11 protein-coding genes are annotated in these 12,762 nt (G+C 47.4%); all 11 read left to right on the top strand.

Features of this window, described 5'->3' with window-relative positions; genetic code table 11:
- Positions 1–5 precede the first annotated feature (5 nt).
- The 11 genes from mraY to sigE all read left to right on the top strand — a co-directional run bounded on the left by mraY (position 6) and on the right by sigE (position 12,663).
- Entirely contained in the window at positions 6–974 is a 969-nt protein-coding gene (mraY, locus tag J2X75_RS12855; protein WP_047843751.1) for a phospho-N-acetylmuramoyl-pentapeptide-transferase, read from the top strand.
- A 3-nt stretch (positions 975–977) separates the two neighbouring features.
- On the top strand, positions 978–2,399 hold the full coding sequence (murD, locus tag J2X75_RS12850) for a UDP-N-acetylmuramoyl-L-alanine--D-glutamate ligase (RefSeq protein WP_310337030.1): 1,422 nt from the start codon (positions 978–980) through the stop codon (positions 2,397–2,399).
- A 48-nt stretch (positions 2,400–2,447) separates the two neighbouring features.
- A complete protein-coding gene (gene spoVE, locus J2X75_RS12845; RefSeq protein ID WP_062835457.1) occupies positions 2,448–3,545 on the top strand; it encodes a stage V sporulation protein E in 1,098 nt (365 codons plus the stop codon).
- A gap of 7 nt (positions 3,546–3,552) precedes the next feature.
- Complete coding sequence (gene murG / locus J2X75_RS12840; RefSeq protein ID WP_310337028.1) at positions 3,553–4,662, top strand: undecaprenyldiphospho-muramoylpentapeptide beta-N-acetylglucosaminyltransferase; 1,110 nt, start codon at positions 3,553–3,555, stop codon at positions 4,660–4,662.
- A gap of 149 nt (positions 4,663–4,811) precedes the next feature.
- Complete coding sequence (murB, locus tag J2X75_RS12835) at positions 4,812–5,717, top strand: UDP-N-acetylmuramate dehydrogenase (RefSeq protein ID WP_310337026.1); 906 nt, start codon at positions 4,812–4,814, stop codon at positions 5,715–5,717.
- A 17-nt stretch (positions 5,718–5,734) separates the two neighbouring features.
- Positions 5,735–7,018 (top strand): UDP-N-acetylglucosamine 1-carboxyvinyltransferase, encoded by a 1,284-nt coding sequence (gene murA / locus J2X75_RS12830; protein ID WP_036614867.1) that lies wholly within the window; start codon positions 5,735–5,737, stop codon positions 7,016–7,018.
- 58 nt (positions 7,019–7,076) lie between these two features.
- Entirely contained in the window at positions 7,077–7,844 is a 768-nt protein-coding gene (locus J2X75_RS12825; RefSeq protein ID WP_149846753.1) for a cell division protein FtsQ/DivIB, read from the top strand.
- 293 nt (positions 7,845–8,137) lie between these two features.
- Positions 8,138–9,421, top strand: coding sequence for a cell division protein FtsA (gene ftsA, locus J2X75_RS12820; protein WP_036614863.1), 1,284 nt, complete (start codon positions 8,138–8,140; stop codon positions 9,419–9,421).
- A 150-nt stretch (positions 9,422–9,571) separates the two neighbouring features.
- Complete coding sequence (gene ftsZ / locus J2X75_RS12815) at positions 9,572–10,687, top strand: cell division protein FtsZ (protein ID WP_017687306.1); 1,116 nt, start codon at positions 9,572–9,574, stop codon at positions 10,685–10,687.
- 261 nt (positions 10,688–10,948) lie between these two features.
- A complete protein-coding gene (spoIIGA, locus tag J2X75_RS12810; RefSeq protein WP_091014080.1) occupies positions 10,949–11,929 on the top strand; it encodes a sigma-E processing peptidase SpoIIGA in 981 nt (326 codons plus the stop codon).
- 11 nt (positions 11,930–11,940) lie between these two features.
- Positions 11,941–12,663 (top strand): RNA polymerase sporulation sigma factor SigE, encoded by a 723-nt coding sequence (gene sigE / locus J2X75_RS12805; RefSeq protein ID WP_017687308.1) that lies wholly within the window; start codon positions 11,941–11,943, stop codon positions 12,661–12,663.
- Positions 12,664–12,762: the final 99 nt, after the last annotated feature.

Raw genomic sequence — 12,762 nt, 5'->3', positions numbered from 1 at the left:
AACCCATGGATTTTCAGGTATTACTGTTAACAATCGGTGTTTCATTTATTCTGGCGGTGATTGCCGCACCGCTCCTGATTCCGCTGTTACGTCGAATGAAATTCGGACAGCAAGTTAGGGAAGATGGGCCTCAGAGCCATTTGAAAAAAAGCGGAACACCTACAATGGGTGGAGTCGTCATTTTAGTTGCGTTCACATTGGCCTTTTTGAAATTTTCGGCAGTCAAGAATACAGACTTTTATGTCTTGCTTGTGGCTACGCTGGGATTTGGGCTGATTGGCTTCCTGGATGATTACATCAAAATTGTGTTCAAACGTTCGCTGGGACTGACGGCCAGACAAAAAATGCTGGGTCAATTGTTCTTCAGTGCAGTGATGTGTTTCTTGCTGATTCAGAATGGACACAGCACAGCCATCTCTATTCCGGGTACGTCATTTTCGTTTGACTGGACCGGATGGTTCTATTATCCGTTTGTTGTATTCATGATGCTTGCCATTACCAATGCGGTTAACTTTACCGACGGTCTGGATGGTTTGCTGTCAGGTGTAAGTGCGATTGCCTTTGGCGCGTTTGCCATTGTGGCGATGCAAGCCACGTCGATGCCGGCAGCAGTGTGTGCAGCAGCGATGATCGGAGCCGTACTCGGTTTTCTGGTATACAATGCACATCCGGCCAAAGTGTTTATGGGAGACACCGGTTCTCTGGGGATTGGCGGTGCGATTGGTGCGGTAGCCATTGTAACCAAGACAGAGCTTCTTTTTGTCATCATTGGCGGTATTTTTGTTATCGAGATCCTGTCTGTCATCATTCAAGTGGTATCTTTCAAGACTCGTGGCAAGCGTGTATTCAAAATGAGCCCCATTCACCATCACTTTGAATTAAGTGGTTGGTCAGAATGGCGGGTTGTTATTACCTTTTGGGCGGTAGGCGCAATTTTGGCCGCTCTTGGACTTTATCTCAACAAGGGGTTGTAGATCATGAACCATCCTGAATCATATCGCGGACAACAAGTAGTCGTGCTCGGATTGGCGAAAAGTGGCGTACAGGTCGCCAAAGTGCTGGATCGCGCCGGAGCGAAGGTTACAGTAAATGATAAAAAAGAGAGAGATCAATGTCCCGAAGCTTCCGAATTGGAGGCTTTGGGAATTTCTGTTGTATGCGGAGGGCATCCGGATGATCTGATTCACAGTGGTGTGAAGCTGGTCGTTAAAAACCCGGGTATCCCATACCATGCAGCTCCTGTGCAGCAAGCTATGGCATTGGGCATTGAAGTGGTGACCGAAGTAGAGGTAGCTTATCATCTATGTGCTGCACCCATGATCGGGATTACGGGTTCCAACGGTAAAACAACAACGACCACTTGGGTGGGTAAAATGTTGGAGCATGCCGGCCTCAAACCGATCGTTGCCGGTAATATAGGAACACCTCTCTGTGAAGCGGCAGAGCAAGCTTCTCCAGATCACTGGATGGTTGTTGAGCTTAGCAGTTTCCAGCTCAAAGGAACGGTTGATTTCCGTCCCCGGATTGCCAGCTTACTTAACGTTGCAGAGACACATCTGGACTATCACGGGAACATGGATGATTATGTGGCTTCCAAAGCCAAACTGTTCGCCAATCAGCAGCCTGACGACGTAGCCATTCTGAATTGGGATGATGCGGTATGTCGTGGTCTGGTTCCTTACATCAAAGGCAGATTGATCCCCTTCTCAGTGACAGAGAAATTGGATACAGGTGTGTATGCAGATCCTCCTTATGTGGATGGAGAAGAGGACGATGTGAAGCGTCAGGTTATCTACGCGGATGAAAACGGAGATCACCACATCATTATCGACATCGAGGATATTGGCCTTCCTGGGCGATTTAATGTGGAAAATGCACTGGCTGCTGTAGCCATTGCGGTAGCGGCAGGAGCTGATCCTGCGGTGCTGGCTGCACCGCTCGCAGACTTCAAGGGAGTTGAACACCGACTTGAATATGTCCTGGAGCATAACGGCTCTGCATACTACAACAACTCCAAAGCAACCAATTCGAAAGCTACGGTCATGGCCCTGAATTCGTTCAAGGAACCGGTCGTATTGATTGCCGGAGGGCTAGATCGTGGATCAGACATGATGGAGTTGTTGCCCTTGTTCCAGGAACGGGTAAAAGCTGTCGTTGCAATTGGAGAGACACGGACAAAAATTGCCAAGGTCGCGGAACTTGCCGGATTAAAGCAAATTAAGGTCGTCGATAATGAGGAGGACGCTGCCCGGACGTTAACCGTTGCTGTGCAGGAAGCATCGAAGCTTGCCAGTGCCGGTGATGTCGTTTTGTTATCCCCGGCATGTGCAAGTTGGGACATGTTTGCTTCCTATGAGGAGCGGGGACGCATTTTTAAAGAGGCGGCGCATAACTTGTAAGTAGGGGGGTGGAAAAGCCCCTACTTACATGCAAGGGGTGGCCTCCTGATGAAACAGACGCGACCGGCACCAGATATTTGGTTGCTGATTTGTATTTTGGCATTGCTTGCCATCGGCATTATTATGGTATATAGTGCGGGCTCGGTGCTTGCCTTTCATGACTATGGCGATTCATTTTATTTTGTAAAAAGACAGGCCCTGTTTGCGGTGCTTGGGCTTGTGGCCATGTTCGTAACTGCTAACGTAGACTACCGGGTGTGGAGGAAATATGCCAAGCCTATATTGATTGCCTGTTTTATTATGCTCATTGCGGTGCTCATTCCTGGAATCGGTGTGGTTCGCGGTGGTGCAAGAAGTTGGCTGGGCATTGGTTCGTTCGGTATTCAGCCCTCGGAATTTATGAAGCTGGGCATGATTCTGTTTCTCGCTCACTGGCTGAGCAAGGAGCCGGGCAAAATCAAAACCTTCACAACGGGGCTTCTGCCACCGCTGGGATTGATCGGTTTGGCTTTTGGGATTATTATGCTGCAACCTGATTTGGGGACTGGCACCGTGATGATGGGCGCATCGATGCTTATTATTTTTACAGCCGGAGCGCGAATGAAACATCTGAGCTTGCTTGCTCTTGGCGGCGTAGCGGGGTTTGCAGCTTTGATTGCAGCAGCACCCTATCGGTTGCAGCGTATCACAGCGTTTTTGGACCCGTGGTCTGATCCATTGGGTGCCGGATATCAGATCATTCAATCCTTATACGCGATTGGTCCGGGTGGACTGGCGGGATTGGGACTGGGTATGAGCCGGCAGAAGTACAGTTATGTACCTGAACCGCAAACGGACTTTATTTTTAGTATTTTGGCCGAAGAACTCGGCTTTATAGGTGGAATGATTGTATTATTGTTGTTTCTGGTGCTGGTGTGGAGAGGAATGCGTGTAGCCATGACCGTTCCGGATGCCTTCGGCAGTCTGCTTGGTGTTGGTATCGTAGGTATGGTCGCCGTACAGGTCATTATTAACATTGGTGTTGTCATTGGCATGATGCCTGTTACGGGCATTACATTGCCCCTGATCAGTTACGGCGGATCATCATTGACCCTCATGCTCACAGCACTGGGCATTTTAGTGAATTTATCCCGTTATGCGAGGTGACTATGCGATGCGAGTCGTTCTAAGCGGTGGCGGTACGGGTGGACATATCTATCCGGCCGTTGCCATAGCAAGACAATGCGAGGCGGAGAACCCGGACTCGACATTTCTATATATTGGAGGAACCAGAGGACTGGAAAGCAAGCTGGTTCCCCAAGAAAATATTCCTTTTAAATCCATTGATATTACGGGCTTTCGGCGGAAATTGTCCATCGACAACCTGAAAACGATCATGCGTTTCATTCAAGGTGTACGCAAGTCCAAAAAAATGCTGAAGGAATTCAAACCGGATGTTGTGATTGGTACAGGTGGATATGTGTGTGGACCTGTGGTATATGCAGCAACAAAACTGGGAATTCCGAGTATAATTCATGAACAGAACGCCATTCCTGGTCTGACGAACAAATTTTTGATGCGTTATGTGGACACGGTTGCCGTTAGCTTTGAAGGTTCTGAAAAATCGTTTTCCGGCGCAAAAAAGGTGATCTACACCGGTAATCCCCGAGCGACTACTGTAGCCCAGGCTAGCCGTGATCGTGGTTTTGCCACGTTAGGTGTACCGATGAACAGCCGTGTTGTTCTTGTGGTTGGTGGCAGTCGTGGGGCAAAAGCAATCAATCAGGCCATGGTGGACATGGCTCCATTGCTGGAACAACTGGACGATGTACATGTAGTTTACGTGACAGGGGATACCTATTTTGATGAAACGCGTGAAGCCATTCGCAGCTCATTGGGTACGATGCCAAACCACCTGCATGTCCTGCCTTATGTGCACAATATGCCTGAGGTTCTTGCCTGCACATCCTTGATTGTAAACCGTGCAGGTGCATCATTTCTTGCGGAGATTACATCACTGGGTATTCCTTCGATCCTGATTCCGTCACCTAACGTGACTAATAATCATCAGGAAGCCAATGCACGTACGCTTGAAGGTGGAGGCGCATCACTCACGATGCTGGAGAAGGATCTTACAGGCAAAGTCCTGTATGAAGCCATCGCCAAGATTATGAATGATGAATCGGGACGCAAACGAATGGCTGAAGCCTCTAGGAAACTGGGGAAACCCGATGCAGCTGAAGTGCTTGTTCATGAAATTCAGCGTCTTGCTGCACGCCGATAAAGTGTGTTTGTGGGCGATTGTCACACACAAGACGGGGCTGACATAAGATACCGTATAAATCGTGACCATCGTTCCATGGCGCCAGAACACGGTCTGTCACAACAGAACATACCGTGCTCATCGGTTTTGAAGCAAAGGAGGAAGCAAACATGCATCAGTGGATATCGTTACTATCCCAGAATAATGTTGGCAGAGTTCTTGAAAACGAATCGCTAGCCAAATACACCACATGGAAGATCGGCGGTCCTGCGGATGCACTGGTCATTCCCGAGAATAAAGAGCAGATGATGAATCTCATTCAATTGCTTCACACGTATCAGATTCCGTGGATGCAACTTGGACGGGGCTCAAACATGCTGGTGTCAGACAAAGGAATACGTGGTGTTGTGGTGAAACCAGGCGAGGGCTTTGATTATGCCGAATTTCACGAAGGTGGTGTAACTGCCGGAGCGGCGCATTCTTTTGTTAAACTCAGTGTGGTTGCTGCCAAAAAGGAATGGGCCGGTCTGGAATTCGGCAGCGGTATCCCTGGCACTGTCGGTGGAGCTGTGTACATGAATGCAGGCGCGCATGGATCGGATGTGTCACGGATATTCAAATTCGCTGAGATTGTACTGGAGACAGGGGAATTGGTACGTTACAGCAAGGAGGACATGGATTTTGCCTACCGCCACTCTGTTCTGCATGATCGGAGAGGCATCGTGCTGGAAGCTGCATTTGAACTCCAGTATGGAGAGCGCAACGTCATTTCGGAAACCATGGCGGCTTACAAAGATCGCCGGCGCCGCACACAGCCACTGCAGATGGCATGTGCAGGTAGTGTATTCCGAAATCCACCGGGTGATCATGCAGCCCGCCTAATTGAAGCAGCAGGGCTGAAAGGAATGACCCAGGGAGGCGCACAGGTATCCACCATGCATGCCAATTTCATTGTTAATACAGGCCAAGCAACAGCAGAGGACGTTATCACCCTAATGCAGCAGATACAGAGCACTATATCATCTCAAAACGGTATTAACCTGGTACCGGAAGTCTTCGTAGTGGGTGAGCGGTAAACCCCGGAGGTGATACATTGGACAAATTGGTGATTGAAGGCGGGAAACCCCTCTCAGGATCCATACGCATCCATGGAGCAAAAAATGCCGCTTTACCGATTATGGCCGCAAGTTTGTTGGCAGATGGAGAAGTTACACTGCATAACGTTCCACACTTGCTGGACATTGAAGTGATGCTGTATATCCTGGAACGGCTTGGATGCACGTGTCGGCATGAACAGGGAACAGTGACGATTAATACCTCGTCTATCCGGTCATATGATGTGCCAGAAGATCTAATGAAGCAGATGCGCTCTTCCATTTTTTTGATGGGACCATTGCTGGCTAAGTTTGGGCAAGTGTCAGTGTATCAGCCAGGCGGCTGTGCCATTGGAGAACGCAAAATTGATCTTCACCTCCGGGGCCTTGAAGCGCTCGGAGCTTTGATTGAAGAGCAGGACCAACAGATTATCTGTCATGGGCACAATCTGGTGGGTACAGATATTCATTTGGATTTCCCGAGTGTGGGAGCGACCGAGAATATCATGATGGCAGCCGTTATGGCTAAAGGGACGACAACCATTTGCAATGCGGCAAGAGAACCTGAAATACAGGACCTGCAACACTTTTTGAATGCTATGGGTGCAAGCATTATTGGTGCAGGAACGGATACAATCACGATCAATGGCGTTGAGAAACTGAAGCCTTGTTCCTATGAGATTATACCGGATCGAATCGTTGCCGGAACTGTGATGATTGCAGCAGCAGCAACACGAGGCAATGTTACGCTTACACACTGCAATCCTGCTCATCTTACTTCACTTATACATGTATTGAAGCGCACTGGTGTTCAAATCACAGTCTGCAATGATATAATGACGGTGAGCTGTATGAGCCGTCCCAAATCAGTAGACCGTATTGTGACTTCTCCGTATCCTTCGTTTCCGACAGATTTGCAATCGCAAATCATGGTGCTGCTCAGTCTGGCAGACGGATTCAGTGTGATGAAGGAAACGGTATTCGAGGGCCGGTTTAAACATGTGGATGAACTGAATGTGATGGGGGCTGATATTTCAGTCGATCTTAACGCAGCATTTATCCGTGGTGTTCCCCGTCTGTACGGGGCTACAGTAGAAGCAACCGATCTTCGTGCAGGTGCAGCTCTGGTAATTGCTGGTCTGGCTGCTCAAGGCAAAACGGTTGTGGAGCAAGTGCATCATATTGACCGGGGCTACGATCAGATCGAGAAGTTATTCCAAAGTCTTGGAGCATCGGTTGAGCGACAGTCGCCCGTTTCGAAACAGTTGGATTTTGCCAATTAACGTCCTTGGAGTCCCCTTCTTGAAGGGAGGGGACCTGAGGCTTTGTGGAGCGCTACTTATGCCTAAAAGTCAAATTCCGGTTCTGAAGAAGAATCGGCCAAAAGGAAACACAAGCCGAAAAATTGTAATTATTCTCTTATTATTATTTATTGTATTGCTCGCTGTATTATTCTTTCGTTCTTCCATGAGTCGGATTTCGGCAATTGAAATTACGGGTAATGTATATACAGCAACTTCAGAACTGCTGGAGAAAAGCGGGCTGAAAGAAGGCGAACAATTTTTTGGGACAAGTACTGCCGAGGTTATTGAGCGTCTCAAGACCATCAAGGCGATTTCCACCGTTACCGTGGACAAGCAATTTCCGGGTATTATCCATATCAAGGTTCAGGAATATGCCACGGTTGCTTATGAGCTTGGTTCTGACGGTACGTTAAAAGCGATATTAGCCAGTGGGACAAGCTTGACGGTTCCGGCAACAATTGGTGTTGCTGTGGAGAAGCCCATATTGACCCAATGGAAGGCTGATGATCCACTCAAAGCCAAACTGAGCCAGACACTGGCTAAAATTCCGAATGAATTGACGACGGATATTTCGGAAATTATTCCGAATCCAACGCCTTCATTTCCGGATCAGATTCGGATGTATACCAAATCACAGTTTGAAGTGATTACAACCGTCTCTCTTTTATCGGATAAAGTGGAGTATCTGAATCAGGTGATTGAGACCGAACGGCCTGGGAAAATCACCATGCTTGAGGCAGATACCTATGTCCCTTTCATCCCGGATGACCCAGAAGATGATGCTGAACTAGGAGCAACCCCCTGATCTTTGCCACTATGAGGCTGGACTGAATATGAAAGCCTAGGCAGGTCGGGGTTTGACCCCGTCAGAGCAATGAAACTTGTTCTTTCTGAGATGAAGAAAAAATGATACACTTGAACTTATGGCACATGAGTTGCCTCCTTCTTTTTTCTTCAATGTTTTATGTCTGGCAACCAGATTTTGACACCCAAAAACATTGTAGAAAAAAGAGGGAAAGCCTGAAGTGTGTTGAATATGTTTTAAGAGTGTTTAAATTCGAACGTAATTTACTATTGGAGTCAGGAGGTGCCACAGACTTGAGCAACAATGACATCATTGTTAGTTTGGACATCGGTACATCCAAAATTCGCGCTATTATTGGGGAAATGAATAATGGAACCTTTAATATTATAGGAGTTGGATCTGCCGACTCGGAGGGAATTCGCAAAGGTGTAATCGTAGATATCGATCAGACGGTGCAGTCGATTCGCAACGCAGTGGATCATGCAGAACGTATGGTAGGTATTCAAATATCCGAAGTGTATGTTGGAATCTCGGGAAATCATATCGGACTGATGAGCAGTCACGGCGTCGTGGCTGTGTCTAACGAGGATCGTGAAATCGGAGAAGAAGACATGGAACGGGTGTTGAAAGCAGCCGAAGTCATTGCAGTTCCGCCGGAACGGGAAATTATTGATGTTGTCGCCAAGCAATATGTTGTAGATGGCTTGGAGGGCATACAGGACCCCCGTGGTATGATTGGTGTTCGTCTGGAAGTTGAAGCAACGATCATTACGGGTGCAAAAACCGCGATACATAATCTTTTGCGCTGCGTGGAAAAAGCGGGGCTGAAAGTAAGCGATCTGGTTCTCATGTCGCTTGGAGCGGGTCAACTGGCTTTGTCCAAAGATGAAAAAACGATGGGTTCAGTGCTTGTTGATATTGGAGCAGGTGCAACAACCATCGCCATTTTTGAAGAAGACAGTCTTGTTGCAACATCAACGTTGCCTATAGGTGGGGAATTCGTAACAAATGATATCGCCTATGGCTTACGCACGTTAACGGATCAGGCAGAGAAGGTGAAACTGAAATATGGCTGCGCCTGGTTGGATGATGCTGCTGCGGATGTGATGTTCAAAGTCACCCGAATTGGCAGTAATGTAGACAAGGAGTTTTCACAGGAGGATCTGGCAGCAATTATTGAACCTAGGGTTCAAGAAATATTCCAGATGATATCCCAAGAAGTGAAGCGTCTTGGTTACAACGAGCTTCCTGGAGGTTATATACTAACGGGAGGTACGGTCTCTATGCCGGGGGTTCTGCAGGTCGCTCAGCATGAGCTTGCTGCTTCGGTACGAGTTGCAGTTCCGGATTATATTGGTGTGCGTGACCCTGGGTTTACAAGCGGAGTCGGCATATTGCACAGTGTAATTCGCAGTTTGCGCATTCGTCCCTCGATCAATAACGGCGGTGGAAATAACAACAACAATAATAACAACAAGAAACCGACCAACCGTCCGAAGCCAAATACGGCACAGGAATCGGAGCAAAAACCTGGTCTGTTCGAGCGGCTGAAGAATATGTTCAGCGAATTTATATAACAGGTTGGATCCATTTCATACATTCTTGAAGCCGTCTGAATGCGCCGGTACTAAAATAAACGCTTTCGTTCGTCGATATATGAAATTGATTCGGTTCAAATCAAAAATTGGACGGGCCATCCATGCACATTGAGGGGGAGATGGAATAATATGTTGGAATTTGATTTCGAGATGGAGAGCTTGGCTCAAATTAAAGTCATCGGTGTAGGCGGCGGCGGAAGCAATGCAGTCAACCGTATGATTGAAAATGGTGTACAAGGTGTTGAATTTATTACGGTAAATACGGATGCTCAGGCGTTACACCTGGCGAAATCCGAGCATAAATTGCAAATCGGTGATAAATTGACTCGTGGTCTTGGTGCTGGTGCCAACCCGGATGTAGGTAAAAAAGCAGCGGAAGAGTCCCGAGATCTGATCATGAACACGTTGAAAGGTGCAGACATGGTATTTGTTACAGCCGGTATGGGCGGCGGTACAGGTACAGGTGCGGCTCCGGTTATTGCCGAAATCGCTAAAGAGTGTGGTGCACTTACCGTTGGTGTCGTAACTCGTCCATTTACATTTGAAGGACGCAAGCGTTCCAGCCATGCAGAGCAAGGTATTGAAGCTCTCAAGGAAAAAGTCGACACACTGATCGTGATTCCTAATGATCGTTTGCTCGAAATCGTAGACAAAAAGACTCCTATGCTTGAAGCATTCCGTCAAGCGGATAACGTACTTCGTCAAGCTGTACAAGGTATCTCTGATTTGATCGCTGTACCGGGTCTGATCAACCTTGACTTTGCTGACGTCAAAACGATTATGCACGAACGTGGTTCAGCCCTTATGGGGATTGGTGAATCAACTGGTGAGAATCGTGCCGCAGAAGCAGCACGGAAAGCCATTATGAGTCCTTTGCTTGAAACTTCTATTGAAGGTGCTCGCGGGGTAATCATGAACATTACGGGTGGCGTTAATCTGTCCCTGTATGAAGTGAACGAAGCGGCAGAGATCGTAACGTCTGCTTCCGACCCGGAAGTAAACATGATCTTTGGTGCCATCATTGACGAAGACCTGAAAGAGGAGATTAAGGTTACAGTTATTGCAACTGGTTTTGAAGATAAACCTGCTCCACCACCACCAGGACGTAAGCCAGCTCCAGCAACAGCGGAGACGACAGATACGCGTTCGCCGAACCTGCGTCCTTTCGGAAATCAGCCGAGCAATGATCAGCTGGACATTCCGACATTTTTACGCAATCGTTCACGCAATAATAACAACGATTAATACACAAATCAATGTATTGGAAACCCGGTACTCCTTATGGAGCGACCGGGTTTTTTCTGTTTATTTAGATATCATAGCATACAGCAATGAACAAATTCTGAACAAAGGGCCTGAGCAATTCCGACAAAAAAAGTTGGAACCACACCCCCATGATTAGACAGACTTTGAACAGGGGGCTCCGTATACTTGTGAATATGCTCATGAATATCAGGATATCGGGTACCGGTATTTCGATATGTTGCGCGCAGGCAGGTGAAGACTTTGGTTGTTTATGTGGATCTAATTTTTTTGACAAACCTGTGTATTGACGGTGCACTCATCGGAATGACCGCCTGGATGCGCAAGACAAAGCTGGTTTGGTGGCGATGGTTGCTGTCAGCCATTGTCGGTGCATTATACGTGGTCATGATGTTTGTACCGGAGTTTGATTTTATGTTCACCTTTTTGATCAAGTTCGGGTTCTCGCTGGTCATGCTTACGATTGCTTTTGGTTTTAAAGGTCTGCAGGCTTTTGCGAGGACGCTGGGTACCTTCTATGTGATTAATTTTGTCGCTGCTGGAGGTATTCTGGGTGTGCATTACATGCTTCAGAGCTCCGGTGAGTTGTTTAACGGCATTTGGTTCACGGCTTCTGGCGGTATGTCATTTGATCTGAAAATTGCTTTCTGGTTCACGTTTATCGTATTTTTTGCTGTCCTGTTTTTATTCAAAGCTGTGCAGAGTTCAAAACGGAAAACGGATCGCATGACGACCTATTTGGGCAAAGTTGAGGTCTGCATCGATGAGGTAGTCATTTCTTGTACAGGCCTTCTGGATACGGGCAATCAACTTACAGATCCCTTATCGCGCATGCCGGTCATGGTGATGGAGGTTTCGTTATGGCAAGACATGTTACCTGCTTCATGGAAGGGTAGACTCAAGGACGAGGCGCCGGACAACCTTATTCTGGAGCTTGATCAGGAAAGTTTTCAGTGGCAGGATCGACTGCGGCTAGTGCCTTATCGGGGTATTAACAAAGGGACTGCGTTTATGCTGGCAATGAAGCCGGACCGGGTGAAGGTGACGATGGAGGAAACATGTTATGAGACGACAAGGGTACTTATTGGGCTGGATGGAGGTGTTTTGTCGTCGGATGGGAAATACCAGGCCGTGATTCATCCTGAACTTGTGCAAGACGCTGCTTCTGCGCAGTCTACGGCTCTCTCTGCGGGAGCAACAGAAAAGCCGCTGAATGTGGTATAGGAGGAACGTACATGCTTGTGAAATGGAAACTGGTGGCGCAGCTGCAATATTACCGTCTGTTATTTTTATTGGGACTCAAAAGCGAAGAGATCTATTATATTGGGGGAAGTGAGGCACTTCCGCCGCCATTGACACGGGAAGAGGAAGAATTTTTGCTGCAAAAATTATCCTCGGGAGACTCGGCCATTCGCGCGATGCTCATTGAGCGCAACCTGCGTCTGGTGGTGTACATTGCACGCAAATTTGAAAACACAGGAATCAATATTGAGGATTTGGTCTCCATAGGAGCCATCGGATTGATTAAGGCAGTGAATACATTTGACCCGGAAAAGAAAATCAAACTGGCAACCTATGCATCACGTTGTATCGAAAATGAAATTTTGATGTACCTGAGACGTAATAGTAAGATCCGAACTGAAGTTTCTTTTGATGAACCGCTTAACATTGATTGGGATGGAAATGAACTATTATTATCCGATGTATTGGGTACAGAAAACGATACAATCTATCGGAATATTGAAGAGCAGGTAGACCGGAAACTTTTGCACAAGGCACTGGAAAAATTAACGGAGCGCGAGCGAATGATTATGGAGCTTCGTTTTGGCCTGACGGATGGGGAAGAAAAGACACAAAAAGATGTAGCCGATCTCCTCGGAATCTCCCAATCCTACATCTCTCGTCTCGAAAAAAGAATCATTAAAAGACTCCGCAAGGAGTTCAATAAAATGGTCTGAAATACATGATTGGTCAGAATGGGTATTACTGGCAAGGGTGCCAAGTACGAATAAAAAAGCCTGCCCCGGAGATAATGTACATTAATGTTTCTCCTTGGG

The organism is Paenibacillus sp. 2003 (genome assembly GCF_031455635.1).
Lineage (GTDB): Bacteria > Bacillota > Bacilli > Paenibacillales > Paenibacillaceae > Paenibacillus > Paenibacillus amylolyticus_B.
Note: the sequence above shows the minus strand (reverse complement) of the source record. Positions and strands in the feature narration are given on the sequence as shown.

What these genes read in the sequence shown, in the direction of transcription:
- mraY (WP_047843751.1), top strand. Translation starts at nt 6, where the DNA reads ATGGATTTTCAGGTATTACTGTTAACAATCGGTGTTTCATTTATTCTG.
- J2X75_RS12825 (WP_149846753.1), top strand. Translation starts at nt 7,077, where the DNA reads ATGCCTAAAAGTCAAATTCCGGTTCTGAAGAAGAATCGGCCAAAAGGA.
- sigE (WP_017687308.1), top strand. Translation starts at nt 11,941, where the DNA reads ATGCTTGTGAAATGGAAACTGGTGGCGCAGCTGCAATATTACCGTCTG.
- murB (WP_310337026.1), top strand. Translation starts at nt 4,812, where the DNA reads ATGCATCAGTGGATATCGTTACTATCCCAGAATAATGTTGGCAGAGTT.
- murG (WP_310337028.1), top strand. Translation starts at nt 3,553, where the DNA reads ATGCGAGTCGTTCTAAGCGGTGGCGGTACGGGTGGACATATCTATCCG.
- murD (WP_310337030.1), top strand. Translation starts at nt 978, where the DNA reads ATGAACCATCCTGAATCATATCGCGGACAACAAGTAGTCGTGCTCGGA.
- spoVE (WP_062835457.1), top strand. Translation starts at nt 2,448, where the DNA reads ATGAAACAGACGCGACCGGCACCAGATATTTGGTTGCTGATTTGTATT.
- ftsZ (WP_017687306.1), top strand. Translation starts at nt 9,572, where the DNA reads ATGTTGGAATTTGATTTCGAGATGGAGAGCTTGGCTCAAATTAAAGTC.